Annotated in this window: 22 protein-coding genes, 1 riboswitch and 1 other annotated feature; of the genes, 21 read left to right on the plus strand and 1 reads right to left on the minus strand. The window is 43.4% G+C overall.

What is annotated here, in order from left to right; all coding sequences use genetic code 11:
- The first annotated feature begins 59 nt into the window (after positions 1 to 59).
- From BK120_RS01225 to BK120_RS01300, 16 genes are all read left to right on the plus strand, one after another.
- The gene (locus BK120_RS01225; protein ID WP_076265648.1) at positions 60 to 1,715 is read left to right on the plus strand and encodes a helix-turn-helix domain-containing protein; all 1,656 of its coding nucleotides are present in this window, start codon (positions 60 to 62) and stop codon (positions 1,713 to 1,715) included.
- A 137-nt stretch (positions 1,716 to 1,852) separates the two neighbouring features.
- Entirely contained in the window at positions 1,853 to 2,821 is a 969-nt protein-coding gene (locus BK120_RS01230; RefSeq protein ID WP_076265649.1) for an iron-hydroxamate ABC transporter substrate-binding protein, read from the plus strand.
- Positions 2,822 to 2,839: 18 nt separating this feature from the next.
- Positions 2,840 to 3,847, plus strand: coding sequence for a FecCD family ABC transporter permease (locus BK120_RS01235; protein WP_076265650.1), 1,008 nt, complete (start codon positions 2,840 to 2,842; stop codon positions 3,845 to 3,847).
- Positions 3,844 to 4,851, plus strand: a complete 1,008-nt coding sequence (locus tag BK120_RS01240; protein WP_076265651.1) for a FecCD family ABC transporter permease — start codon at positions 3,844 to 3,846, stop codon at positions 4,849 to 4,851. Before BK120_RS01235 ends, BK120_RS01240 begins: the two co-directional genes overlap by 4 nt.
- 179 nt (positions 4,852 to 5,030) lie before the next feature.
- Positions 5,031 to 5,291: a binding site (T-box leader), on the plus strand.
- A gap of 142 nt (positions 5,292 to 5,433) precedes the next feature.
- Entirely contained in the window at positions 5,434 to 6,519 is a 1,086-nt protein-coding gene (asd, locus tag BK120_RS01245; protein ID WP_076265652.1) for an aspartate-semialdehyde dehydrogenase, read from the plus strand.
- A gap of 253 nt (positions 6,520 to 6,772) precedes the next feature.
- Complete coding sequence (locus BK120_RS01250) at positions 6,773 to 7,339, plus strand: 5' nucleotidase, NT5C type (protein ID WP_083681473.1); 567 nt, start codon at positions 6,773 to 6,775, stop codon at positions 7,337 to 7,339.
- A gap of 5 nt (positions 7,340 to 7,344) precedes the next feature.
- The gene (locus BK120_RS01255; RefSeq protein ID WP_076265653.1) at positions 7,345 to 9,111 is read left to right on the plus strand and encodes a LamG-like jellyroll fold domain-containing protein; all 1,767 of its coding nucleotides are present in this window, start codon (positions 7,345 to 7,347) and stop codon (positions 9,109 to 9,111) included.
- A gap of 7 nt (positions 9,112 to 9,118) precedes the next feature.
- Entirely contained in the window at positions 9,119 to 9,913 is a 795-nt protein-coding gene (locus BK120_RS01260; protein ID WP_076265654.1) for a DeoR/GlpR family DNA-binding transcription regulator, read from the plus strand.
- A 267-nt stretch (positions 9,914 to 10,180) separates the two neighbouring features.
- Positions 10,181 to 10,906 (plus strand): glycerophosphodiester phosphodiesterase, encoded by a 726-nt coding sequence (locus BK120_RS01265; protein WP_076265655.1) that lies wholly within the window; start codon positions 10,181 to 10,183, stop codon positions 10,904 to 10,906.
- A 45-nt stretch (positions 10,907 to 10,951) separates the two neighbouring features.
- Entirely contained in the window at positions 10,952 to 11,911 is a 960-nt protein-coding gene (locus BK120_RS01270; RefSeq protein WP_372238945.1) for an ABC transporter permease, read from the plus strand.
- Positions 11,912 to 12,002: 91 nt separating this feature from the next.
- Positions 12,003 to 13,724: an extracellular solute-binding protein gene (locus tag BK120_RS01275; protein WP_076265656.1), complete on the plus strand. Its 1,722-nt coding sequence runs from the start codon at positions 12,003 to 12,005 to the stop codon at positions 13,722 to 13,724.
- 130 nt (positions 13,725 to 13,854) lie between these two features.
- Positions 13,855 to 14,766: a carbohydrate ABC transporter permease gene (locus tag BK120_RS01280; protein ID WP_372238946.1), complete on the plus strand. Its 912-nt coding sequence runs from the start codon at positions 13,855 to 13,857 to the stop codon at positions 14,764 to 14,766.
- Positions 14,767 to 14,790: 24 nt separating this feature from the next.
- Positions 14,791 to 15,690: a CehA/McbA family metallohydrolase domain-containing protein gene (locus BK120_RS01285; protein ID WP_256710749.1), complete on the plus strand. Its 900-nt coding sequence runs from the start codon at positions 14,791 to 14,793 to the stop codon at positions 15,688 to 15,690.
- Between the two features lie 78 nt (positions 15,691 to 15,768).
- A complete protein-coding gene (locus BK120_RS01290) occupies positions 15,769 to 17,121 on the plus strand; it encodes an MATE family efflux transporter (RefSeq protein ID WP_076265657.1) in 1,353 nt (450 codons plus the stop codon).
- 235 nt (positions 17,122 to 17,356) lie between these two features.
- A riboswitch (cyclic di-AMP (ydaO/yuaA leader) is annotated at positions 17,357 to 17,491 on the plus strand.
- Positions 17,492 to 17,494: 3 nt separating this feature from the next.
- Entirely contained in the window at positions 17,495 to 17,971 is a 477-nt protein-coding gene (locus BK120_RS01295; protein WP_076265658.1) for a C40 family peptidase, read from the plus strand.
- Positions 17,972 to 18,111: 140 nt separating this feature from the next.
- Entirely contained in the window at positions 18,112 to 19,293 is a 1,182-nt protein-coding gene (locus BK120_RS01300) for a chromate transporter (protein WP_256710750.1), read from the plus strand.
- A 73-nt stretch (positions 19,294 to 19,366) separates the two neighbouring features.
- Here the strand turns inward: BK120_RS01300 and BK120_RS01305 are convergent, their stop codons facing one another.
- Positions 19,367 to 20,872, minus strand: coding sequence for a phytoene desaturase family protein (locus tag BK120_RS01305; protein ID WP_076265660.1), 1,506 nt, complete (start codon positions 20,870 to 20,872; stop codon positions 19,367 to 19,369).
- 480 nt (positions 20,873 to 21,352) lie between these two features.
- On the opposite strand from BK120_RS01305, the gene BK120_RS01310 reads away from it, so the two are divergent.
- From BK120_RS01310 to BK120_RS01330, 5 genes are all read left to right on the plus strand, one after another.
- Positions 21,353 to 22,489 carry a glycosyltransferase gene (locus BK120_RS01310; protein ID WP_076265661.1) on the plus strand — a complete coding sequence of 379 codons (1,137 nt, stop codon included), beginning with the start codon at positions 21,353 to 21,355 and terminating at the stop codon, positions 22,487 to 22,489.
- Positions 22,486 to 22,986 (plus strand): glycosyl-4,4'-diaponeurosporenoate acyltransferase CrtO family protein, encoded by a 501-nt coding sequence (locus BK120_RS01315; protein ID WP_076265662.1) that lies wholly within the window; start codon positions 22,486 to 22,488, stop codon positions 22,984 to 22,986. The genes BK120_RS01310 and BK120_RS01315 overlap by 4 nt, the downstream gene beginning before the upstream one ends.
- A complete protein-coding gene (locus BK120_RS01320; protein ID WP_083681475.1) occupies positions 22,986 to 23,912 on the plus strand; it encodes a MerR family transcriptional regulator in 927 nt (308 codons plus the stop codon). Before BK120_RS01315 ends, BK120_RS01320 begins: the two co-directional genes overlap by 1 nt.
- Before the next feature lie 95 nt (positions 23,913 to 24,007).
- Positions 24,008 to 25,558: a phytoene desaturase family protein gene (locus BK120_RS01325; protein WP_076265663.1), complete on the plus strand. Its 1,551-nt coding sequence runs from the start codon at positions 24,008 to 24,010 to the stop codon at positions 25,556 to 25,558.
- Positions 25,549 to 26,991, plus strand: coding sequence for a phytoene desaturase family protein (locus tag BK120_RS01330; RefSeq protein ID WP_076265664.1), 1,443 nt, complete (start codon positions 25,549 to 25,551; stop codon positions 26,989 to 26,991). The genes BK120_RS01325 and BK120_RS01330 overlap by 10 nt, the downstream gene beginning before the upstream one ends.
- Positions 26,992 to 26,994: the final 3 nt, after the last annotated feature.

The following is a 26,994-nucleotide window of genomic DNA, read 5'->3' on the forward strand; positions in this document are numbered from 1 at the left end:
ACATTTGTATGGTCTGAATACGCTGCAAGTGTTCACTTTTACTATTGGAGGCTTTATTTGTGAAAAAAAATGTTGACTCGGAGTGGGCAGAATCCCACTTTCCATTATATACGGCTGATAGTATTGATTCGATTTATAGTACGACGAATCGCCCAATGTATGAAATAAACGAGAGCTTAACGGTGCTGATTGCAATTGTTAGCGGCAAAGGCAGCCTTCGGATCAAGGATCAGCTCTATGAGCTGATGGAAGGCAGCGTTATCCTTGTACCAGCGAACACAGATGCAGTACTGAGTGCAAATATGATGCATCCTCTTCATATGTACAAGCTTGCTATAAATACCCGTGAGCAGGCGAATTCTCAGTCAACAGGTACAATGATGAGAAAGAGTGAGGCAGCATCAAATTCAAGCGTTCATTTTTTTCCAAATGAACCTGCAATTGCAGCATCTGTAGAGGAGCTATATATTCACCGATTGCCAGGAAATGAAATCCGCCATGTACAAAATCAAATTGTGTTTCATCAAATTATTCTCCAATTGCTGGAGGGGCAAGAGGCTAAGTTTGCTTCAAGCGAAAAACCATCTATGGAACGCAGCATTGCTTATTTAGAGAGCCACTTTAGTGAAAAAATAACGCGTGAGCAATTAGCAGAAATTGCAGGTGTAAGTCGGTCTCACTACTCCATTCTCTTTAAACAGTTAACCGGGTTTTCGCCTAGCGATTACTTATCGCGCCTTCGTGTGCATCGTGCCAAGGAGCTATTGATTAGCGGTTCGGGCACGCTAAGGGAAATTGCTCTTAAGGTTGGCTACAAGGATGAATTTTATCTCAGCCGACGTTTTAAACAGGAAACAGGGGCAGCACCTTCGGTTTACAACCGAGGCACTTTCCAGAGAGTGGCTGTATTGCTGACACCTTATGCGAGCCATTTGCTCTTACTTGGTTTGGAGCCGGCGGTAATCATCTCAGACAGCAGTGAATATTTGAATACGTCCGGACTTCAATCGCCTCAAACCATGTTGTTTATAAACGCTGACTGTTCGGCAGAACAAGTGAAATCGTTATTGCTCGAAAACAACATTGAGCTGATTATTGCGGCAAATCAGCATTTGGATGAGTATGGGCTGAATGCAGAACAATTACGGGCAGTTGCGCCTATTGTGGAAATATCGTGGATGGAACTAGGCTGGAAAGAGCATCTTCGTCTTATCGCTCAAGTTATACAGAGAAGAGATCGAGCAGAGCAGTGGCTAACAGAGTATCAGAGAGAGGAACAGCACGCGCGTTCCTTGGTTCAGCAAAGCAGAGCCGAGCAAGAAATAATAACGATTCTCGTCATTAAGCCTGAACATTTGCTCGTTTATGGAGCGCGCAATGTCGGATGTGTGATTTATCAATCGCTCGGATTACAGCCTCCTGCACGGATTAAAGAGGATATGGAGAAGCTTGGCGATAAATTTCATTCCATTCCGATTAAGATATCGGAGCTTGCACAATATGCTGGGGATCGAATATTAGTTATTGTTTTTCCTGATGCGAAAGGATCAACTGCTCATTCAGATGTAATATTCAAATCTAATTATTGGAGTCAGCTTCCTGCCGTACAGCATGGTAATGTACATCTGCTCAGCCATGATGAATGGATTCCCTACAATCCCGTTTCAATTCGTTTGCAGCTTCAACGCGCTGTATCTTTATTCACAAGCAACTAATAGTCCAAGTTAATTTCCCAACAAAAAGGCATGGATCAGAGCATTATGCATCCCTATAATAACGTTATGGTAATGAAAATGATAATTATTTTCAATACCTAAACATGATAGCAAAAGAAAAGGGAGAGAGTCATCTTATGAAAAAGCTTTTTGTTCCGTTCGTTCTATCTTTAGTTCTTATTCTGAGCGCTTGCGGCGGCAATCAAAACAATAATGCAAGCAGCACGCCTGAAGTATCATCCACGGATGCACCGAAAGATGAGGCGTCACCATCAACAACCTCAGATTCGGGCACGTTTACTTATCAATCAGAAAATGGCCCTGTGGAAGTTCCGACCAATCCACAGCGCGTCATTGTAATTACAAGGTTCTTAACTGGTAACGTTATGGCGTTAGGCGTGCCGCTTGTCGGCGTGGATGAAATGTCCAAGGATAACCCAAACTTTAAAGAAAAGCTAGCGAATACAGAAGCAGTTACAGATGAAAGTCTTGAGAAAATTATCGAGCTGAATCCAGATCTTATTATTGGACTATCCGATATTAAAAACATTGACAAGCTTAAGCAAATTGCTCCTACAGTTACTTATACTTACGGCAAAGTAGATTTCTTAACGCAACAAATTGAAATTGGGAAGCTGTTGAATAAAGAGCAGGAAGCTAAAAATTGGGTCGATGATTTTAACGCGCGTACGAAAAAAGTTGGCGAAGAAATCAAAGCAAAAATTGGTGTGGATGCGACAGTTTCGGTTATCGAAACTTTCAATAAGCAGCTTTATGTTTATGGTGACAATTTCGGCCGCGGAACGGAAATCCTCTATCAACAATTCGGGCTAGGCATGCCTGAGAAAGTTAAAGAAGCGACGAAAGCAGAAGGATTTTTCGCAGTTTCAACGGAAGTTCTGAAGGACTTCAGTGGGGATTATGTCATTTTCAGCAAAAATGCAGATGAAGACAATACGTTCCAAGACACAGAGACGTACAAAAATATTGCTGCTGTCAAAAACCAACACGTTTTTGAAGCTGATGCCAAAGCGTTCTACTTTAATGACCCGCTTAGCATGGAATATCAATTAGAATTTTTCATTCAAAGTTTTTTAGGAAAATAAAGTAAAGAAGAGAGTCCAATGAAAAGTAAACGACAATCTGTTTTAATTTCATATAAGCTCATAGGCTGCTTACTCATGCTTGTTCTGAGCTTCTTTCTATCCATGAAATTCGGAGCAGCGGATACGACATTTCGAGAGCTGTGGCTGGCTATCACGACCAACGTGAAGGACGATAATATTCTCGTCCTTCGCGAGATCCGGCTGCCTCGTGCGATAGCAGCGATATTGATCGGAGCTGCTTTCGCCGTATCCGGCGCTATCATGCAAGGGGTCACACGCAATCCACTTGCAGATCCAGGCTTGCTAGGTCTTACTTCCGGCGCCAACATGGCGCTCGCACTTGCTTTCGTGTTCATACCGGGGCTAAATTATTTCGGTATCATGATCGCTTGTTTCCTCGGAGCTGCTCTTGGAGCAGCGTTGGTCATGGCTCTTGGCGCAACTCGGCGTGGAAGATTGTCTCCGATGCGAATTATTCTTGCTGGAGCAGCCGTTTCAGCTTTTTTGTACGCGATCTCAGATGGCGTCAGCATCTTTTTCAAAATTTCCAAGGATGTAACGATGTGGACTGCTGGAGGATTGATCGGAACAACTTGGTGGCAGCTTCAAGCCATTGCGCCGGTCATTCTTATTGGCATTGCGGCAGCTTTGATTCTCTCGAACCAAGTAGGCATACTGAGTCTGAGTGATGAGGTAGCGATGGGGCTTGGACAAAAGCTGATGATGATCAAAGCGATTTTGTTCGTTCTAGTTATTGTACTTACTGGCGCTTCGGTTGCGCTTGTTGGCAATATGGCCTTTGTAGGTTTGATGATTCCGCATATTGTGCGCAGGTTCGTAGGTACCGATTATCGGCATGTCATGACCTTCTCCGCTTTTGCAGGAGCAATCTTCATGCTGCTTGCTGATATGCTGAGCCGGACGATTAACGCACCTTATGAGACGCCTGTAGCAGCAATAGTTGCTATGCTGGGTTTGCCTTTCTTCTTATTTGTTGTGCGTAAAGGAGGGAAAGCATTCTCATGACTTTGACAGCTCTCATACGCAAACAACGCTTGATCCTGCTAGCCAGTTTTGTACTGATTGTTGTTACGGCTATCATCAGCATGGGTGTAGGGTACTCTAAGCTGTCGTTTGACAGACTGCTTCCTGTGCTGCTTGGCCATGGCACCTTCAAAGAGGATTTTGTCTTGTTCTCCGTACGTTTGCCGCGGATTTTGATCACCTTGCTGTCGGGTATGGCTCTTGCACTGGCTGGTTCAATATTGCAAAGCGTCACACGCAACGATCTCGCAGATCCTGGAATAATCGGCATCAATTCTGGAGCAGGCGTGGCGATCGCGATATTTTTTCTCTACGTCCCGATCGATGTAGGAACATTCGTTTATATTTTGCCGTTAGTCGCTTTCGTTGGCGCATTGCTCACAGCGGCTCTAATCTATTTTTTCTCGTACAGCCGAACGCGCGGGCTTGACCCCATTCGCCTGGTACTAGTCGGTGTCGGTTTCTCGATGGCGCTGTCGGGGATAATGATCGTCATTATTTCCTCAGCAGAACGCTCGAAGGTCGATTTTATCGCAAAATGGATTGCAGGTAATATATGGGGGGCGGATTGGCCGTTCATCTGGGCTTTGCTTCCGTGGCTGTGCTTACTCATTCCGTTCACCTTGTATAAGTCACATCGGCTCAATCTACTTTCATTGAACGAAGAAACAGCGGTTGGTGTCGGTCTAAAGCTTGAACGGGAACGTCTCGTGTTGATTTTAATCGCTGTTGCCGCATCTGCATCAGCTGTATCTGTTACGGGAGGAATCGCATTTGTTGGATTGATGGCTCCGCATATTGCGAAAGCATTGGTTGGCCCACGCAATCAGCTGTTCATTCCTGTTGCTGTTTTGCTCGGCGGATTACTGCTGTTGGTGGCGGACACGATTGGCCGCAATATTGTCGATCCTGACGGTATACCTGCCGGTATCATGGTTTCATTGATCGGCGGCCCGTATTTTGTTTATTTACTGCTCAAAAAATAACAGTGTTCTAGCTTCATGGAAAGATTATTTGAAGAGAGCATTGCACCATTTTGGGCAAAAAACAGCATCTCGAGGACTTGTGTTAAACGGAGCACAGTTACTCAAATGTGTAATTTTTTCTACTTTTCAAAAATTATTGTTTACGTTAGAACAGATTTTTGATAATATAATCGCAACATTCAAATGCGATGAAGAGATGAGTAAATAAATGAATTCTTTCACAGAGAGCTCCGTTAGCTGAAAAGGAGTAAGAGTTCCTTATTGAACAAAGACTTAGAGCAGCACATCGGAACCGAGTTATGGGGATGGTGTGACAGGAGCTCCTGTTACAGAGCTAGAGTATAAGCATGCGCTTGCATAGCCGTACTTGAAGAGGTTGATATGGCGACATATTGACGAATCTGGGGTGGTACCACGAGCATAATAATCTCGTCCCTAAGACTTACCATAGTCTTGGGGGTGGGATTTTTTTTATTGGTGCAAAGATTGCTCAGCGTACATTGTATATAAGGTATAACAATTTAAATATTCGAATCGTTAGTTACAAAATGATTAAGATATATAGAAAGGATTGAATATCTAATGACACAAAAATTAAAAGTAGGTATTGTTGGAGGAACAGGCATGGTGGGCCAGCGCTTTGTTGACCTGCTGGATCAGCATCCTTGGTTTGAGGTTACAGCTATTGCAGCTAGCGCAAGCTCGGCAGGTAAAACTTATGAGCAGTCGGTACTAGGCAGATGGAAGCTCACCAGCCCTATTCCTGAAGCTGTAAAAAATATTGTCGTTCTGGATGCTTCGAAAGTAGAGGAAGTTGCTAATCAGGTCGATTTTGTTTTTTGTGCAGTGGATATGAAAAAAGATGAAATCAAAGCGTTGGAAGAAGCTTATGCAAAAACAGGCACGCCTGTTGTATCCAACAATTCAGCTCACCGCTGGACGCCTGATATTCCAATGGTCATTCCAGAGATTAATCCTGGTCATTTGGAAGTCATTGCAGCACAAAGAAAGCGCCTTGGAACAGAAACTGGATTTATTGCTGTTAAGCCCAACTGTTCCATCCAGAGCTATGTACCTGCACTTCATGCACTGCTTGATTTCAAACCACAAGTTGTCATTGCATCGACGTATCAGGCGATATCTGGAGCAGGCAAAAACTTTACCGATTGGCCTGAAATGTTAGACAACGTCATCCCATATATTGGCGGCGAGGAAGAAAAGAGCGAGCAGGAGCCTCTACGTATTTGGGGCAGTATCGAAAACAATGAAATCGTAAAAGCGAACGCACCTTTAATTTCAACACAGTGTATCCGCGTTCCCGTATTGGACGGACATTTGGCAACTGTGTTTGTATCATTTGAAAACAAACCTTCGAAAGAAGAAATTCTCGATCGTTGGCAGCAATTCAAAGGTCGTCCTCAGGAGCTTGGTTTGCCAAGCGCACCGAAACAGTTTATTACGTATTTCGAGGAAGAGAACAGACCGCAAACGAGACTAGATCGTGATATTGAACAGGGCATGGGCGTTTCAGCCGGAAGATTGCGTGAAGACTCTGTATACGATTATAAATTTGTAGGACTATCTCATAATACAATACGTGGAGCTGCGGGCGGTGCTGTGCTGATTGCCGAGCTTCTTAAAGCAGAAGGCTACATTCAAGCAAAGTAGAACAATGCATAAGCTTTATAAAATGATTAACAGGTTGATTATGATTAAAGACCATCCTTCGGGATGGTCTTTTTTTATATAACGAGTTGTGTTTTAATTAGCTGCTTTCAACGCCATTAGATTTACAGTAAGTTAATATGTATTTGAGATGGTGAAAACAATTCGTGCCTATAATTGTGGTATGTAGACTGTTTGTTACCGATTCGTTTTGTTTTGTTGAACAATTAAATGCTTTGAACAAGGAGTGATTGGATTGAAACGGATAGCGATTGATATGGATGAGGTAATGGCGGATACTGCGGGTGCACATTTGGAATGGTACAACAGGGATTTTAACGATAACCTGCTGATTACGGATTTGCATGGAACAACCTTGTCGCAATTGAGGCCTCAACTAAAAAAAGAAATAGACCGTTGTTTTGACAATGAAGTTTTTTTTCGTGAACTAAAAGTTATTGAACATAGCCAAGAAGTCATACGCGAGCTCAGTCAATTTTATGAGATTTATATTACGACTGCAGCGATGGAGGTTCCGGCATCATTTAAAGCCAAGTACGAGTGGTTACTCGAGCACTTTAGTTTTCTAAACAATATGAATTTTGTGTTTTGCGGAAATAAGAGTGTCATTCACGCTGATTATTTGATTGATGACAATGTAAAGCAGCTTGAACGCTTTCGAGGGCAAGGCATTCTTTACGATGCTCCGCACAATATTCATAAGACCGGGTATGTTCGGGTGCATAACTGGGGTGAAGTAAGGGACTATTTCATGGACAAGGAACGACAAACAGACGATCTTAATGTAGAGAAGGATGGATGAGCACTATGGAGCAAGGACGTGTCATGCACATTCCGCAGCGGCAGCAGCCTGTAAATGTGTTGACTCATTGGATATTTGATTCCGTGAACACATTGTCTGGTTCGATTGAGGATAGGAATTTGGTCCTAAACGATGTAAGCGGCAGCGGGAATTATATTAAGATGATTACGACGCAGGATGTTTTGGAGCAGCCTGATAAGGTTCTGCTTGGATGGATGGCAGGAAGACGTGACGAAGCGGGATTAACATTTCAAAATGATCGATGCAATAAAGGTAGCGGTAGTTATTTTCAAACAGTGGAGAATGCTCCCATTAACTTTGACCGATTAGAACATGGATACACGATTGAAGCAATCGTTCAATTGCCTGAGCCATTTCATGAGGATAAACATAGCTGGATGGGTGTGCTTACGAGACAGGGCAGGGGCGTTGACATCGGCAACTCGGGAGAAAATGAGCTGCTCGCGACATTGTCTGTTTCGAACTGCAAGGAATACCAATGGATATGTCATCCAACGAATCGGTTATCCTCGGTAACGAGCTGGTCGCGTTATTTGAATCCAGGACAATGGCATCATATCGCCATTGTGAACGATAGGGAACAAACGCTCATGTATGTGAACGGAATTTGTGATTACAGCAGTCCTTCCAAATCAATTGTCGGCGTTTCTGGCGTTGAAGGCAAAGGATGGAATATTGGAGCTTCGGAGTGGGGCGGTCAATTGGATCAATTATTTTCCGGAACCATTCGAGAAATCCGTATTGCTAATGAGCCTCTGGATAGAGCAGATTGGTTGCAAAACATTAGTCCAGAGCAAGTTCTTCAAGGCACGAATGAGCATGTTTCACTTTTGCAGCAGGAAACCAATTACAATTTCGCTTTTATTCCAGATGCTCAGAAGCTGGTCTACTTAAATCCGGAAATGTTTGAAGCACAGGTTGATTGGATTGTGAATAATGAGTTGAACAGTAAAATTGCAATGACTGCCTATGTAGGTGATATTGTTGATCATAGTGACGCCTTAGAGGAGTGGGAACGCTCTTCCAGTGCAATCTCTGCTATGGATCAGTCACGTACTCCGTATTTGATGACAGCTGGAAATCATGACTATAATGAGGAAGATACTTATTTGAATTATTTTGGCCCAGAACGTTTTCTCAGCAAAGATTATTATAAGGGCAGTTCACCATCAAGATATAGTTCATTTGGCATTGTACAGGCTGGAAGCTATCATTATTTATGGTTAATGGTAGATATGCAGCATCTTATAAAGGACTTGGAATGGTGTAAAATCGTGCTTGAAGAGCATAGCGATATGCCAACTATTCTTGTTTCGCATGATATTTTGTATACAACGGGTGATAGTCACAATTTAATTTCACATGAATCGGAAAACGGGAAAATCATATGGGATGAGCTGGTTGCACCCTATAATCAAGTATTCATGACAGCTAATGGGCATTATAACGGCAATTTTCATCAAATTAGGCAAAATAATTCAGGTCACGAGGTTATACAGCTGCTAATCAATTATCAAGACAGCTACCGCGGCGGCAACGGCTGGATGAGATTGGCTCAATTTAACGAGAACGACAATCATATTTGTTTTCATACCTATTCACCTTGGGTGGACATGTTAGGGCAAAGCGAAGCTTTGACCTATCCGGATTATCGCTATTTAACAGGAAAATATGATTCGTTTACCATTTCATTTGATTTTAAAAAACGGTTTTCCTTTGTGAATAATAGCTTAAGGCTAGAAAAGGAGTGATCTTTGAATGTCTCTTTTATCAGAAGATCGAAAGCAGTATATTCTCGTTCAGCTGGATACCTTCGGGAAGGTGCAGGTCATTTCGTTAGCAGAACAGCTTCAGGTTTCTCTTGAAACGATTAGACGTGATCTGTTTGTGCTGGAGGAGGAAGGAAAACTTAAACGTGTATATGGCGGAGCTGTAAAGGTGCAATATGAGAAAGGCGAGCCGCCCTATCAGCAGCGTCAAATTCTCAATCTTGAAGCTAAACAGGTGATTGGGCAGCGAGCGGTAGATCTGATCAATGACGGGAACACGATTTATATGGATACCGGAACAACGATTCATGAAATGGCAAGAGCTCTGCGAGGCAAAAAAAGGATAACGGTTATTACCAACTCCTTAACGGTAGCGAATCTTCTAACGGAATCATTAACGCAAGGATTGTTTAACGGACGAGTCATTATTTTGGGAGGCGAAATCTCGCCAGAGCAGCAGTCAGTCAGCGGTCATATATCACAGGAAATACTTAAAAACTTTTACGTGGACAGAGCTTTTGTTTCCGTAGGCGGTATTTCAATCGAGACAGGAATTAGCGATTACGATATGAATGATTCCGTCATTTCAAGAATGATTATATTGAAGGCGAAGGAAGTGATCGTGTTAGCCGATCACAGCAAGATTAGTATACAGGCATTTTGCCATATTGCACCTCTAGAAGCGATTGATGTTGTCGTATGTGAGAAGGATCATCCTGAAGCATGGGCACAAGAGCTGGAAATAAAAGGAATTACTTGGATTAACGCAAGTCAAATGAATTAAGCGAGAAGAATCGGACGCAGCTCCGGTTCTTCTTTTTTATTTTGCGAAAATGATTAGCTTCAAATAATAGGAACGGCTGGATTTTCGGCCTGAAATCGAACAATCATACAACAAACAACAACATCGGGCTTAATGATACCTTATTATTACGAAAATACCACGATAACAATCTTTAACTACACTATAAATATCACAACAACAGTAATAAGAGCTTCATTAATTACTCATTAGAGAAATTTTGAAATTAGAAGAATAGGAGAATGGTTTATGACTTGTCGAGCGTTTCCGCTCATTTGCGCCCATACAGGGAGCGGTGCTGCACCGGATAACACAAGGGCTTCCTTTCTGGAGAGCATAGCTATGCGTGCAGACGTAGCAGAAGTTGATCTTAGGGTGACAGAGGACGGTAAGGTGATATTGCTGCATGACCATAGCCCGCTGCTTGCCGAATTGACATTGGAGCAATTGAATCGGCCGGAAAACCGCGTAAAGCTCAGCCAAGTTTACGAAAGCCACACCATTACTACACTCGATGAAGTTCTAGGCTTGGCAAGAGAATACGGCATAAAGCTCAATTTGGATATCAAAACAAAAGCGGTAATTGAACCTGCGATTAGGAGCATCAGGAATTTTGAAATGGAGGAGCTTGTATTCATTACGGGTTGCTCGGACGATATCACGAACCGCCACCGGGGAATTAAGGTTCTTTATAACACGCCGGATGTACTTACTGAACAAGAGGAGCTCGACTATATCGGATGGGCGCGAATCGTTTGCGAATGGGCAAATGTGGGCGGTTATTACGGCTTAAACCTAAATTACCGGACTTGCCGCAGCGAATTGGTGGAATACGCACATAGGCTGGGTTTGGCAGTGTGGGTCTATACCGTTGATGATAGGGAATCTCTTATCGAGATGATTCATTTAGGTGTCGACGAAATAACGACAAACGAGGTTAATCTGCTGAAACAATTAAAGCTGGAAACAGGTTAATCGTATGGTTTACCCCAAAAATGATAACGAAGGGAGAAGCCCTCATTGCAAACCAAAGTGGCTTTAGTTCCAGCTGGAAATCGAAAAAAACAGCGTTTTGTATATTTATTGAAAAAAATATGGTTATACCGCTATTTGTATTTCATGCTTCTGCCTTGTCTAGCGTCCTTCATTATTTTTTCCTATATCCCAATGGGCGGATTGCTCCTGGCGTTTAAGGAATTCAAATTTAATCAAACCATACTTGAGAGTCCGTGGGTCGGCTTCGAATATTTCGCAAAGTTTTTCAACGATGTTCAAAGTATGACGCTGATCAAAAACACACTCATCATCAGCTCAATGAAGCTATTTCTCGGTTTGCCGTTCCCGATTTTACTTGCGCTAATGTTCAATGAAATTAAAAACCGTGCTTTTAAAAATATCGCCCAGAGTATTTCGTATTTACCGCATTTTATGTCATGGGTCATCATTATTGGTTTAGTACAAAGAACATTGGCGCCGGATACTGGCTTGCTTAATGAAGCGATCACCTATTTTGGGGGAGACGGCAGCACTTTCTTTATGAATGAGGCCAAATATTTTTATCAAATCATGTTCGGCAGCCACATATGGAAAACAATCGGCTGGGATTCGATTATCTATTTGGCAGCTATCGCTGGAATTAATCAAGACATGTATGAAGCGGCCAAAATTGACGGGGCAAGCAAATGGGCGGAAATATGGCATATCACCCTTCCGTCGATTCGTTCGACCATTCTCATCGTGTTTATTCTATCGCTTGGAAGCATTTTGTCAGCGGGATTCGACCAGCTATATTTGCTCAAGATGCCAGGAAACAGTGATCTGGTAGATATTCTGGATACGTATGTGATCCGCGTGGGCTTGCAGCAAGGCCAATACGGATATGCGACGGCAGTCGGTATGATGCAAGGTGTTATCGCTTTGATTCTAGTTGTCACTGCCAATCGTTTCGCACGAAAAGTGTCCGGCACATCGGTTTGGTAATTTGTTCGATAGAAGCATTTTTCCTTGAAGAGAGACGCTTAACCGCGTTTTTCCATATAAATTAAAAAGAGAAGGTAGGAATGGAGATATCATGTTTAAGAACAAAAATTGGGCAAGACTGTTGACGGTTCCGATTATAGCTTCCTTGTTAATTACAGGCTGTGCGGCCAAAGAAACAAATTCAACAAATTCAGGGAACAAGCAGGAAGGCGTCAAAGATAACAAAGATAAACCTGCGACTTGGATTGCCGATCGCAAAATTAAAGGATTAATCTTTATGGGGGCAGACGATTATACGGAAGAGATGAACCCGGAAGTATTAAAACAAATTAAAGAGAAAACGGGAATTGATTATCAAATTAATATAATGCCGGCCAATCGTTCGCTCGACGGCTTAATTGCTGGACTAGCTTCGGGTGACTTGCCTGACTTTATCGGATTTTATTTGAATCATAGCGGTCGACCAGAAATGCCGGTTGTACTAAAAGCTGCTCGCGAAGGCATGTTCACAGATCTGACTCCGTTTATGAAGGATACGAAAGTATACAGCAAGTATCTAGAAGATGGCTATCTGCCGCTTGATACAAAAAACGGCGTCATGTTCCGTCCAGAGTTTAACGGCTCTGCCTACTTCATGCACATGAATATTTCGAGAGAAACAGGCTATGAAACGCGGAAAATGTTAGGCGGACCATTTATTCGCAAGGATATTGCCGAAGCGCTTAATATCGATCCAAAAACGATTACAACTTCCGAGAAGTTGTATGAGGCGGCACAAAAAATTAAAGCTGGAAATTTCAAAGACAACAATGGAAAAGACATTGCCAGCGTTATTGGCCCAAGATACTGGGGTGGAACAGAAGTTAAAGCGTTGTATAGTGACTTGACTGTAAATGTGAACCAAACCTTTGTACGGAATAAGGAAGGTAAAATTGTACACGAGAGTCAAACGGAGTACCCGCTCAAGCGTGTAGCGTTTGTTCAAAAGCTGCTGAAAGAAAAACTAATGAATCCTGAGTTTTATACGATGGAAGAAAATCGTGCAACAGAAGGTATTTTGAACGGCTCCTTTGCGATCATTGCTGATATGCATAACTACCTTGAATTTAATAAGGACATGCATTACTTGCCGATTGGTCCGTTAAATGAAGCGGACAAGCCTTACCAAATGAAGCTGAGCTATAAAACAGCTGGCGGCGCTTGGGCAATTCCTTCTTCAACCAAAAATCCCGAAGATATCGTCAAATTCGCTGACTTCTTGGCGAGCCGCGAAGGCAAGCTGCTCTGGCAATACGGAATTGAAGGAAGAGACTACACACTTGATGATAAGGGCAATCCGATTGTGAAAAATGAAGTATTGGAATTGAAAGATAAAGATTCGAAAGCCGCGAAAGCGCTTGGGTTTGCGGGCGTAGGCAACTATTGGGGCGAAATTCTTGGCAATACAGACGTTGATCGTATAGCGGATTTTGGTGAAACGGAATACGGTAATGCTGCCAAACCTAATATCAATGAGGGACCGCTCAAGATTGCTGAGTATTGGGAGTGGGATAAAAAAAGAGCGAATGCAATAATCTCAGATACGTATGCTCCAACGGCTTTCCTTGGCGAGTTTGCGAAGGAAACGGAATTAAAAGCTGCACTTGATAATTATGACGAGAGCCTCAAACGTGCTTATTATGCTAAAAGCCAGGATCAAGTAACGAAAATATTGGAGTCAGCATCTGAACAATTAAAGGCTGCAGGCTTGGATGATTACTTAGCATTGCTTGAGAAAAAAGATAGCGATCCAAATACAAAAGTAGAACTATAACATTCATTAAAGCTGCTGGTGGTCTGTTTCATTCGTACATGAAATGTATTGCGATGAGACGGACCACTAACGCTAAGGACATGCTTCCGAGGCTGTTTTGCTTCGCAAATGTTGAAGGAGTGCAAATAACGTGGATAAACCATTTTATAAGATTTCTACAGGAGAAAAATTAATTCAGATTGCCATCTATGTATTGATCATTCTTTTATGTTTATCTATCATTCTTCCGTTTCTGAACATCTTTGCTTTGTCGTTTAATTCAGGCAAAGATGCGGAAAGAGGAGGCATCTATTTGTGGCCGAGATTATGGTCTATTGAAAACTATAAGGAAGTTTTCTCATCCTCCAATATTGTAAGTGCATTCGGCATTTCGATGTTCCGAACGATTGTCGGGACATTAGCGAGCGTCTTTTTGACGGCGATGGCAGCTTACGCATTAAAGAGAAAAGCGATGCCAGGCGTTCGGTTTTTTACCATGCTTATTTTTTTCACCATGTTGTTTAGCGGCGGCATCATTCCATACTATTTGTTGTTGAAAGACTTGCATTTGACGAATACAATCTGGGTTTATATCATTCCGGGCTTGTATAGTGCGTGGAATTTAATAATCATGCGGACTTTCTTCCAAGAGATCAGTCCAAGCCTCGAAGAATCTGCAAGAATTGATGGATATAATGATTTTTCAATTTTCATGAAGGTGATCATGCCGCTCAGCAGGCCGGTTGTGGCTGTCATCGCGTTATTTAACGCAGTGGGGCATTGGAATGATTGGTTTACAGGTGCCTTCTATGTTCGAGAGAGCAATCTGCGTCCTTTATCGACATTGCTGCAGGAAATGCTGACCCGGGCAGATGCGCTTCGAAATACGCTCGAGCAAGCGGCTGGTTCGACGCAATATGAAATGCTGGACAAAATTCAGGTGACAGGAAACTCGCTGAAAATGGCGACGATTATTATCGTCATCACACCGATTATTATGATTTATCCATTTATTCAGAAGTATTTTGCCAAAGGCGTTATGATCGGTTCGGTCAAAGAATAAGGCAGGAACGGAGGAACATAGTGAATGACACAAATAATCATTTCAAATCCTTATGATAAACAAGAGGGCATGTGGCTGAAAGGGAGCTTCCATAATCATACGACAAATAGTGCTTGCGGCTCTCAAACGCTTGAGACGGTTTACCGGATGTATGGGCAATACGATTTCCTCGGCATTTCCGACCACGATTTCATTACCGTTCATGAAGGGAAACGTTCAATCAAGACCGTATTCGAAGCGATGGAGGTTAGCAGTCCGCAAAGGCATATGCTTCTCATTAACCCTCCGCGATCGATGATGGACAGCTATTCCAACGAGTTTTCGGTAGAACGGTATCAGCAGTATTCTGACCTTTGCACGAAGCAAGGGGGAATGAGCGTACTCGTTCATCCGAATCGTTATTATTCGCAGTATTGGCCGATTGAAGATATGCTCGCGATGTGGGACTATACCGGAATCGAGATCGTAAATGGCGAAGGAAATCCAGCGTTCGACATTGCGTTCGACAAATGGGATGCGCTGCTCTCAGCTGGGCGAAAAGTATGGGGGTTTGGCGGAGACGATTTTCATGTGTATGGGCAAGAGAAACGAACTTGGAATATGGTGCTTGCTGAGCAAAACACCAATGAGAGTATTACTGCAGCGATGAAATCCGGAAGCTTCTATGTTTCCACAGGCTATGGGTTTGAGTCGATTCATGCAGCCGATGGGACGATCGAGTTTAAGCTGCTTGCGAGTGAAGGATTGGACCGGATGTACAAATATGCAACTTTGTTCGGCAAAGACGGAAATGTATTATACGAGACTTCCGGTCGTTTCAATAGCGTTAGTTACAAGTGTCGTGGTGATGAAGGTTACGTAAGGGCGGCAGTTTATTTGGAAGGCGGTTTTGGCGCATTCTCTCAACCCCTATTTGTTGGATAGGGTGTACTCTCATACATGATAACAGTAGTCTGACGATAACAGCAGGGTAGTACATGAACAGGAAGAATGTGAATTTGAATGAGTAAACTGGTTGATCCGCGTCAAAAGAGCATCATATCGATAACATGGCCTATCTTTATTGAAGCTTTATTTGGGATGCTGATTGGAACGGTCGATACGATGATGCTAAGCAGCTACTCTGATGGAGCAGTGGCAGCGGTTGGGATAGCTAATCAGATTTTAGTTGTAGTGGGCTTGATGTTTGGATTTGTTACAGTCGGTACAAGCGTTATTCTCAATAAATGGCTCGGCGCAGGCAACTTGCATGGCGCTGATCGAATAGGGAGAACGGCGCTTACTTTGAATGTTATGCTCGGTTTAATAGCTAGCGTAGGATTGATTGTCTATGCCGACGTGTTTTTAGCGCTTTTTAAAGTGCCCGAGGATGTGATGGCAGAAGGAGTCAGCTATTTATCGATTGTTGGCAGCTCCGTCTTCATCACAGCAATAAGCATGACGTTAGGTACTATTTTACGATGCCGCGGTATTGTGAAAGAAATGATGCTCATCGCTTTGGGTATAAATGTGCTGCATATTACTTTAAACTATCTGGTGCTGATGGAGCCCTTCGGCTTACCTAATTTAGGTGTAGAAGGAGTAGCAGCATCCACGTGGATAACCCGTGCCATAGGGATGATCGCTTATTTGATTTTATGTATTCGAAGCTTGGAGTATAAGGTTGGCTTGATTAGTCCATTTAAGTTTCAAAGAAAAAATATTGGCCTTATATTTAAACTTGGTATTCCTTCGGCAGGTGAGCATGTTTCTTATAATCTTTCACAGGTTGTAATCACATATCTAGTCACGCTGATCGGTACGACAGCGTTAACGACAAAAATTTATTCGCAGAGCATAACTTCTTTTGTTTTTGTTTTTTCAATGGCAATTGGTCAAGGAACGCAAATTATTGTTGGACATCTGATTGGAGCCCATCAGAAGGATGATGCTTATCGATCCAGTATTCAAAGTTTGAAGCTGGCGTTCGTCATTTCGCTTGCGCTTGGTATTTGCATCTATAGCTTCTCAGGTCTATTGCTCAGCCTCTTTACTAATGATGCAGAAATTATATTGTTAGGCAAGCAGCTCATGTTGTTATCGATTATGCTGGAGCCGGCTCGGGCTTGCAATATGGTGCTTATCAGTTGTCTAAATGCGGCTGGAGATGTGAAATTCCCAGTTGCTGCCGGGTTAGTATCCATGTGGGGGATTAGTGTGCCGCTGGCATACGTGTTTGGGATCGTGTTCGACATGGGGTTGGAAGGAATATGGCTGGCCTTTTCAATCGATGAATGGATAAGAGCTTTACTGATGCTCTACAGATGGAGGAGACGCTCTTGGCAGAAGGTCGATATTTTGGCGAAACTTGCTTAGCTAGAAAGAGTAACTGTATGAAAATACGGATACTCTTTTTTTGTGTTTAAACCGTTATATTTTGAAATTGTGATTGCAAATTCATCTTTTTTAATGACAAAAAAATCAGCACTCTTGACAAAAATCATGTAGTGAATAGCTAAATAAATAATAATAATGAAGAAAAATGAAAGTATTCTAATAAACCAATTGCAGGATTATGGTAAAAATAATCGAATTTAACGATACTATAAGGTTTATTGACATGCCGAGTTCTGTATATCGGAAACGGGGGAACCACCCAGGGTGAATTGCTTAATGTATTTTTTTAAGCATAGGGATCTTCAACCGAACCCATAAGCTAACCTCGTAGGCACCGAAGGGAGAAGTTGTTTTGAAGAAGGGTTTTATTTTATTGTTATCCTGCTTGCTGCTGCTTGCTGGAGGAGGAAGCGTGCTTGCAGATAAGTCGGACAAGTCAGTGCTTACGGATTCCATAAGCGAGGTTGTTGGAACTCCTTATAAATGGGGAGGCACAACGAGCAAAGGGTTTGACTGCTCGGGTTTTATTCTACATATTTTTAATCAATTTGCTGTAAAGCTGCCTAGAACATCGCAATCGCAATCAGACACAGGCTCAGAGGTTAATAAAGATGAACTGCGCGAGGGTGATCTTGTGTTCTTCAACACAAGCGGCAAAGGCGTTTCTCATGCGGGCATTTACATTGGGGATGGGAAATTTGCTCATTCTTCTACAAGCAAAGGGGTTACGATTACAAATCTTAACGATTCTTATTACGCAAAACGTTATGTAACAGCAAGGCGTGTCGTTTCGGAAGATACATTTGCTGCGATGATGGAGTCTAAATAACGTTTAATGATTTTACAAACCACCTTACGAGGTGGTTTTTTTTATGCAACCATTTATTAAGTATTTGTTAAAGGGTTGTACGCCAATTATTCGCAAGCTTACAATGTAAATAACATGAGTAATGGAATGAGGCTATAGGATTGAAAAGAGGAACAATCGCATCTTTAGTAGAGGTACTAGCTGTATCCACTAAACTAGGGCTTACCTCATTTGGGGGTCCAATAGCCCATCTGGGTTATTTTCACAATGAGTATATTCGTCGCCGTAAATGGATGGATGAACGAAGTTATGCAGACCTCGTTGCTTTATGTCAGTTTCTACCCGGACCTGCCAGCAGTCAAGTTGGGATTGGTATAGGGATAGTTAGGGCTGGGTTATTGGGCGGACTAGTGGCTTGGTTAGGGTTCACACTGCCATCGATCATTGCATTAGTGGCCTTTGCTTTTCTGCTGCAAGGATTTGATCTTGGAAACACAGGCTGGATTCATGGATTGAAAATTGTAGCGGTGGCCATCGTTGCTCATGCTATTCTAGGGATGGGGCAGAAACTAACACCGGATCGGAATAGAGCTACGATAGCAGTCATCGCTGCTGCGGTAACGTTATATTGGCAAGCGGCCTATAGTCAGGTGATCATTATTGCTGCAGCTGGACTGATCGGGGTATGGTTATATCGTATGAAAACAGTCGAGGGAACTCCTGATTTGAACATTCGGATTAGCCGTTCCCTTGCGGTCTCCTGCCTCGTTATATTTCTCACGCTTCTAATTATGTTGCCATTTCTAAGGCAATGGGGAAATATGGAATGGATTGCGATGTTCGATAGCTATTATCGTGCAGGCTCATTGGTGTTTGGAGGCGGACATGTTGTTCTGCCGCTTCTTGAGAACGAAGTTGTCTTTACCGGGTGGGTTAATGAATCGGATTTTTTAGCAGGTTATAGCGCTGCGCAGGCTGTGCCTGGACCACTTTTTACATTCGCTAGTTATCTTGGTACTCTCTCTGGTGGATTAACTGGAGCCATTGTTGCAACAACTGCAATTTTTTTGCCGGCATTTCTTCTCGTTGCTGGAACATTGCCGTTTTGGAATGTGTTGCGAAATAACTCAAAAATCCAAGGTGCATTAATTGGCATTAACGCCGCTGTAGTTGGCATATTGCTTGCTGCACTGTATGATCCGCTTTGGACTAGCGCCATCGTAGAGTCCGGTGATTTTATGCTGGCTGCCATATTGTTTATTATGCTTGTATTTTGGAAGCTTCCACCTTGGATGATTGTTGTGGCCGGTGCATTAGGCGGAATGGCCCTTGAACTTATTTAATAATCAAACAATTGATAAAAACCTCTAATCCGCGATAACGGATTAGAGGTTTTTTTATATGAATTGAATCTACCTACATGACGGATTTTGCAGCAATGCTCAATTGCTCTTTGATGAGGTCAGCGGTGAGTTGTCCGGATAAAGTGACCATTGGGACGCCACCACCGGGGTGCGTAGATCCGCCAACGAAATATAGATTATCGAGCAGCTTGCTTTTGCTTGGGATTTTGAAGCCGCCGTTAAGCTTGCGGTCCGTTACAATGCCGTAGATGGAACCGCCATTAGAACCATAAAGCTGCTGGATATCATCTGGAGTGAAGGTATATTCAAACTCAATATGCTGTTTCAGTTCCGTTAGTCCCATACGTTCGAGCTTATTCAGAACTAGGTCTCTGTAAGTCGCCTTCTGTGACTCGAAGCTTTCTCCAGCTCTGAGCGGCGGCACATGAGTAAGCACAAATAGATTTTCTTTGCCCTGCGGGGCCTGTCCAGGATCGGTTTTGCTTGAAACCCCTATGTATACAGTTGGGTCGTCTGTAGGTTTGCCTTCGACAAATATATCGTTGAACTCTTTGTCTGGATCTTCAGAGAAGAAGAAATTATGGTGAAGAAGCTGATCATACACTTTATCCACGCCAAGAAGCAGCACAAGCCCTGATACAGTAGGCTCGTATTTAGCTAAATCCTTTACGCGGTCAGCCGATTTCGGATGATGCTGCAGCAGTGTCTGATGCGCTGGAATAGCCTCAAGATTAGACACAATCAGATCAGCTTCTATTACGCAGCCATCTTCTAAAGTTACCCCTGTTGCGGTTTGGCCGACTGTATTTATTTGAGCAACTGGAGCTGAAGTGCGAACCTCTACACCGAGCTCATCAAGCAGCTTAAGCATACCCTCCGCAATACGGTACATACCGCCTTCTACATAATAGATGCCAAGCCCCATTTGTACATAGATTAATTGTGACAGCACAGCGGGAGCAGCATAAGGCGAGGAACCGATATACATGATGAAAAAATCGAACAATTGACGCAAATGTTTGTCCTTCAGAAAGCGGTTTGTCGTCTGATGCATCGTCTTCATCGGGTCCATCGCTAACAATTCCTTCATACTGTGGTGACGCCGCAGGTCGCTCAGGCCACTAAGGCTCTTGTTATAAAAGCTTTTTGTGTTGAGCTGATACATTTGCTGACAATAATCCAAATAAGAGAGGAATTGTTGCGCATCAACCGGTGAGATTTGTTCGAATTGCTTGATTAGGTCAGGGAAGTCACCTGTTATATCAAGTGTTACCCCATCATCGAAAAAAGTTCTCCACTGAGGTTCAACACGGACCAGCTTCATATAGTCCTCTAGATTGCGGCCTGCACTTTCAAACAGCTGCTCCAGCACCCAAGGCATCGTCAGAATAGAAGGGCCCGTATCGAAAGTGTAGCCTTGCCCTGATCTTACGTTTAATTTGCCGCCTACGCGTTCATTTTTTTCTAATATGGTCACTTGATGCCCATCTACAGAGAGGCGAATAGCAGCTGATAGTCCGCCGAGACCGCCTCCAACGACAATAATCTTTTTGCTCATAGGAGCACTTCCTCTCAACATTGGTCATTTAGCCGAAACGATGCAGATGACAAACTATATACACAATCGTATAATCGTTGTAGAACTAACGTAAAAGGTTAATGCAATAAGTAGAATACGGGATTTGCATTTAACCATCACTTTTTCACTTTCAGTATTAACAAATTTTACCTATAACATGCAGCATTTGCAGGATCAAATCTTCGGATAGCTCCTGCTATTTCGTCGTTAAACGACGAGAATGAGGCTATAAAAAAAGCGAATAATGGCTCATATAGTTTGAATGCCATCATTTTCACCAAAGATAGGGCTGTGGTTGTAAGTTTGTATAACCATTATCAACTGTCAAGTTGAATGACCTAATCAGCCTGGTGAAAGGTGGTACACAACTTTGGGGAAAATGAGCTGTTTGTATAAGAAAACATGGAATAACGAGTCATATAAGGAATTTTGGTACCTATTGGACAGAGGAATAGATCTATGATTGGAAATGTTGTGCTGTTGCTTGGCGGACTTATTTGTGGTGCATGGCTACTGAACAAAATCCGACCATTAGAAGAGGATTTGGTGCCTTTCACAAAGAACGATAGAAAGAGTCTCCTAAGCATTTCAGTTATCATTCCAGCTAGAAATGAAGAGAGAAACCTGACACAGTTATTGCCATCAATTAAGGGGCAACAACTCGCTCCATTTGAAGTGATTGTAGTAGATGACGGATCAACTGATCGTACAGCAGCCATCGCCGAATCATTTGGTGCAATAGTTGTAAATCCGGGCGAGCTGCCGGATGGTTGGCTTGGTAAAAGCTGGGCGTGCTGGAAAGGCGCGCAGGCAGCAAGCGGTCATTTACTTATTTTCCTTGATGCAGATACTTGTTTAGAGGATGCTGGGTTGGCGGTGCTGGCTGAGGCCCATTCAAAGCAGAACGGGCTGCTTTCGATCCAGCCTTACCACAAGATGAAGCGGCCCTATGAATGGTTGTCAGCTTTCTTCAACATCATCGTCTTAGCTGCGGTTGGAGCACCTCAAACTGCTGTCGCAACAAAGAAGAAAGCTGTAGGCGCTTTCGGTCCTTGTATAGTCTGTACCCGAGAATCATATTTTCAAACAGGTGGGCACGAGGCTGTTCGTGAGCGTATTCTCGAAAATTACAGCTTAGGCCTTCTATTTGCTGAGCAACAAACGGTTCGAAATTGTAGCGGAAATGGCGTTATTGCTTTCCGAATGTACCCGGAAGGCATTCGGCAATTGTGTGCAGGCTGGAGTAAAAGCTTCGCATCAGGTGCATCTTCTACGACACCGCTGCGTTTACTAGCTATAATCTGGTGGCTGACTGGTTCGATTACGGTTGTTACACAATGGACGAATCCTCAAATTTGGCGATCAAGCGACCAAATAACGATAGGAATCATCAGCTACCTCGCTTACGTTTTGCTAATAAATATACAGTTAAGTCGAGCTGGAAATTTTGGTTTCCAGACGGCTTTTCTGTTTCCTATTCCGCTTCTCTTTTTTATGGGGATCTTCGCTAGTTCAACGCTGCAAACCTTTTTTCGCCGCAAGGTCACATGGAAAGGTCGCTCGATTTCAACTATGAAGGGAAGCGGGCGAAAGTGAGAATTTTTGAATTTTCACCGTTTTGGACATTGGTTGTAAATATTTTTGCATGGCTGCTTGTTCATATGGGCGTGTCCTATTTGTTTTTGAAAATGCCTGATGCTTGGTTCAGTCGCACGGCTGATCGCATGAAGCCTCAGGCAAAGAAGCGCAGAGAAGAAATGGTTTATGAACGATTGTTATTCATTCGCGTTTGGAAAGACAAACTGCCAGACGGAGGAAGCTTGTTTCAAGGAGGCTTTGCCAAGAAAAAATTAGCTGTCCTTGAGAAAGCTTACTTGCAGACCTTTATACTTGAAACGCGGCGCGGAGAGTGGACTCACATCATATCAATGCTGCCTGCGCCGCTATTTTTCCTATGGAACGAAAGCATTTATGGCTGGATCATGATCGTTTATGCCATTGTCGCCAATGTCCCATTTATCATTGTACAGCGCTATAACCGTTTTCGGCTGCAGCGCATTTTTTGGAAACTGAAGGAAAAGAGTGAAATGTAATGATGTACACAATCAGACAAGCTTCAACACTGCTAGGTATTCCTGCGGTTACGATTCGTGCTTGGGAAACAAGATATGAAGCGATTAAGCCCATTCGCACAGAAACAGGCTATCGCCTCTTTGATGATAAAAATATGGAGGATTTACGCTTCCTCAAAAACCAGACGGATGAGAAAGGTGTAACGATTTCGCAAGCTGTTAGACTGCTAAAGGAGCAGCAGCTTTTGCGCGAGCGCATGTTGGAAGCGAAGACAGATACCCAAGCTAAAGTTGGGGCTGAAGAGGCTCATCAAGAGATGGTAGAGCGCTTGTATAACACGCTTTGCAACTTTCGTACGGAACAAGCAAAAACGATGGTGGATTTAGGGTTTTCCATGTATGGCTATGACATTATGATCTATCAAATCTTATTTTCAGTAATGATTAAAGCCGGCACGGAGTGGGAAGAAGGCAGAGCTTCTGTCGCGCAGGAGCATTTCATTACACAGTTCGTGATTCAGCGTTGTCTTAGTTTTTTTCAGCTTTTTCCGATTGATAATCGAGTGCCCCGCATGCTTGCTTTATGTCCATCCGGAGAACATCATCAAGCAGGACTCCTTTTATTTTCTTTATTTTTACGTAAAAAAGGAGCAGACGTGCTGTATCTTGGACCAGATACTCCGGAGGATGGCATTGCAGAGTTGATTAAGTCGCAGCAAATTCGAGTCTTGTGTATATCGTTAACTGACGCAAATTTAATGGATCCCACTTTTGCTTTTATAAACCGTTTATTGGTTCATCATGTTGATCTGGAGATTGTTTTAGGTGGACAAGGTTTCCAAGGCGTACCAGAACCTTATTCAGATTGGGTGCTTCCGAATGGCAATCAAGAAGAATGGGAAAGATGGTTTAAAGATAAGGTTTTAGGGTTAAGTTTCCAATTCTAATGAATAAATTAACTTTACAGACTATTATCGAGTATGTATTATGTTTGTATAATGTTTGTATAGTTAATTCGTTTTTTTTGGAAAGGGGAATTGGTATGGACAAGGGAGTCGTGGCCGTTATTGGAGCAGGCCCTGGCGGTTTAGCAGCTGCCATGGAGCTGGCTGGCCGAGGTTACCGAGTTACCGTCTATGAGAAGCAGCCCTATATAGGTGGGAGGACCTCCAGGCTTCAGCTGGGTGAGTATTTTTTTGATCGAGGACCTACGTTTTTCATGATGCCGCACCTGCTTGAAGAAATGTTTCAATCTGTAAATCGCTCCTTGTACGACTATGTTGAGCTCATTGCGCTTGATCCGCTATATAGGCTGCAATTCGGCGATGTTGCATTTTCACCAACACGGGACGAGAAGCAGATGGTTGAGAGGATCGAGGAGCTATTTCCCGGCAACGGTAAAGGTTATCTTCAATTTATGAAGGAGGAGGGGGAGAAATATAACAAGGTTTCCCCGCTGCTGCAGCGGCCTTTCAGCAAGCTAAGCGACTATATTTCTCGGGATGTGTTTCAAGCGCTGCCGCGGCTGAATGCGATAGGAAGTGTGTATGACAGACTTTCACATTATTTTACAGATGAAAGGCTGAAATATGCGTTTACTTTCCAAGCGAAATATTTAGGCATGTCGCCATGGGAATGCCCAGGTACATTTACAATTCTCGCATATTTGGAACATAAATTTGGTCTTTTTCATCCAGTGGGAGGCGTTAACCGCATCTGCGAGGCAATGGCTGAAGTGATTCGTGAGTACGATGGCGAGATTGTTACCTCCTGCGGTGTTCAAAGAGTGCTGAGCCAGAGCGGAAAAGCAGTGGGCCTGCTTTTGGAAAATGGAGAAAAAATAGAAGCGGATCATATCATCATCAATGCTGATTTTGCAACCGCTATGAACCACTTGTTTGAACCGGGTGAGCTTAAGAAATACAGTCCGGCAAAGCTTGCCAAGAAGAAATATTCTTGCTCTACTTATATGCTCTACCTCGGAGTAAATCGTGAAATACATATGCCGCACCATAACATTTTATTTGCCAACAACTATCGCCAAAACGTACATGAAATCATGACAAAAAAGATGCTGTCTTCAGACGCATCTATTTATATACATAATCCTGGTCTTAACGATCCAACGCTCGCTCCTCAAGGGAAAACCGCTTTATACGCACTTATGCCGGTACCGAATCTGACTGCGAATGTCAGTTGGGAGGAGCAGCGGACACTCGTTAGAGAAAAGATGATCGAGCGTATGGAGCAGGAGCCAGAGTTAGCAGGTTTCTCAGCTGACATCGAGGAGGAAGCCATCATCACGCCATTAGATTGGCGAAATGATCATCATGTTTATGAAGGAGCAACGTTTAATCTAGCACATTCACTGGATCAAATGATGAAACTTCGTCCTCATAACCGCTTTGAAGAGCTCGCTAATTGTTGGCTTGTAGGGGGAGGAACTCACCCTGGCAGCGGCTTGCCGACGATCTTCGAATCAGCGCGCATCAGTACCCGTCTACTTATGGCGCAGGATGAAAGTGAACGTATACGGGTTGGCGGAGCTTCAGTAGTCATCCACCCACAGAAGGAGGCCATTCGGTGGGAGTAGCTTTTGTCGGTGGTGGAATAGGCAGTTTAACAGCAGCTCTGATGCTTAGCAAGCGAGGCAAGCAGGTTACCATCTATGAAAGAGGCACTCGGCTTGGCGGTAGATTAGCTTATCAGCAAGGCGGAGGCTATCGGATCGATCAGGGTCCTACAATTGTGCTCTTGCCCGAAATGCTGCTTAGTATTTTGGAGGAAGCGGGAATCGAGCGATCACGCATACCGCTGCTCGAATGCGATCCGCTTTACCGTATTCATTATGCAGACGGCACCGTATTTCACAAATGGCGGAATCAGCAGCGTCAGATCGAAGAGCTTGAGCGAATGTTTCCAGAGGAAGTCGATGGCTTTCGGCGTTATATGGCGGACATGGAAGTGGCTTTTAAACAAGGAAAAGAAGCTTTTCTGGAACGTCCATTTTTGCGAAAACGAGAGTTTTATACTTTTCGAAACTTAACTTTATTAACGAAGCTTAAAGCCTACAAAAGCGTGCGTTCCTTTGCAGGACGATACTTCCGAAGTGAGAAGCTGCTTGATGCGTTCTCTTTACAAACCTTATACATAGGCGGCGCTCCTTTTCAATCTCCGGGATTGTATACGTTATTGCCCTTCGCTGAACATGCGTATGGCATTTGGTATGTAAAAGGAGGTTATGCCGGAATCGTTTCCATCTTGGAAGAGGAGCTTAGGAGTAGAGGAGTTCAAATCAAGACAGAAACTCAGATTGAGCAATTGGTACTTGAAAATGGACGCTGCATTGGCGTGATAGACGAAGGCGGCAGGGAAACGCTGCATGATACGATTGTGTATAACGGTGATTTTCCACATCTGGCTTCATTGATGCCTAAGAACACTGTTCCAATGAAAGCCTATAAGCCGTCTTCTGGAACAATCTTGATCTATTTAGGCCTAAACAAACAGTGGGATCAGGCTTCCGTTCACCAGTTTTTTTTACCTGACAATTTACAGAGCGGATTAAAACAAATTTTTCAAAACAATCAGCTTCCGAAAGATCCATCCTTTTATATATTTTATCCGTCAGCTATGGATGTTGATGCAGCACCTCCGGGTGAGAGCGTCATGTATATGCTGATTCCCGCTCCGCCACACGGCTCCGTAGCATGGGAGGATGAAGTGCCCGCGTTAGTCGAGCATGTAATTGATGAAGCTGAGAAGAGGGGCTTTCCCGGCTTGAGAGCTGCGATTCAATGGAAGGAAATAAGGACGCCGCAGGACGCGGAGTCGGATGGTCTCTATCATGGTGGCAGCTTCGGCATTGCGCCAACATTTGGACAGTCGGCAGTGTTCCGTCCTCAAATCGTGCCATATCCGATAAAAGGTTTGTTTGCTGTAGGGGCATCGGTGCATCCAGGCGGTGGAATACCGATTGTTATGCAAGGTGCAAGGCTGCTAGCCAACTATTTGTTAAAGGAGTAACCA

This window comes from Paenibacillus sp. FSL A5-0031 (genome assembly GCF_001956295.1).
Lineage (GTDB): Bacteria > Bacillota > Bacilli > Paenibacillales > Paenibacillaceae > Pristimantibacillus.

What these genes read in the sequence shown, in the direction of transcription:
- BK120_RS01275 (WP_076265656.1), top strand. Translation starts at nt 12,003, where the DNA reads ATGTTTAAGAACAAAAATTGGGCAAGACTGTTGACGGTTCCGATTATA.
- BK120_RS01230 (WP_076265649.1), top strand. Translation starts at nt 1,853, where the DNA reads ATGAAAAAGCTTTTTGTTCCGTTCGTTCTATCTTTAGTTCTTATTCTG.
- BK120_RS01290 (WP_076265657.1), top strand. Translation starts at nt 15,769, where the DNA reads ATGAGTAAACTGGTTGATCCGCGTCAAAAGAGCATCATATCGATAACA.
- BK120_RS01255 (WP_076265653.1), top strand. Translation starts at nt 7,345, where the DNA reads ATGGAGCAAGGACGTGTCATGCACATTCCGCAGCGGCAGCAGCCTGTA.
- BK120_RS01325 (WP_076265663.1), top strand. Translation starts at nt 24,008, where the DNA reads ATGGACAAGGGAGTCGTGGCCGTTATTGGAGCAGGCCCTGGCGGTTTA.
- BK120_RS01260 (WP_076265654.1), top strand. Translation starts at nt 9,119, where the DNA reads ATGTCTCTTTTATCAGAAGATCGAAAGCAGTATATTCTCGTTCAGCTG.
- BK120_RS01285 (WP_256710749.1), top strand. Translation starts at nt 14,791, where the DNA reads ATGACACAAATAATCATTTCAAATCCTTATGATAAACAAGAGGGCATG.
- BK120_RS01265 (WP_076265655.1), top strand. Translation starts at nt 10,181, where the DNA reads ATGACTTGTCGAGCGTTTCCGCTCATTTGCGCCCATACAGGGAGCGGT.
- BK120_RS01320 (WP_083681475.1), top strand. Translation starts at nt 22,986, where the DNA reads ATGATGTACACAATCAGACAAGCTTCAACACTGCTAGGTATTCCTGCG.
- BK120_RS01240 (WP_076265651.1), top strand. Translation starts at nt 3,844, where the DNA reads ATGACTTTGACAGCTCTCATACGCAAACAACGCTTGATCCTGCTAGCC.
- BK120_RS01235 (WP_076265650.1), top strand. Translation starts at nt 2,840, where the DNA reads ATGAAAAGTAAACGACAATCTGTTTTAATTTCATATAAGCTCATAGGC.
- asd (WP_076265652.1), top strand. Translation starts at nt 5,434, where the DNA reads ATGACACAAAAATTAAAAGTAGGTATTGTTGGAGGAACAGGCATGGTG.
- BK120_RS01305 (WP_076265660.1), bottom strand. Translation starts at nt 20,872, where the DNA reads ATGAGCAAAAAGATTATTGTCGTTGGAGGCGGTCTCGGCGGACTATCA.
- BK120_RS01310 (WP_076265661.1), top strand. Translation starts at nt 21,353, where the DNA reads ATGATTGGAAATGTTGTGCTGTTGCTTGGCGGACTTATTTGTGGTGCA.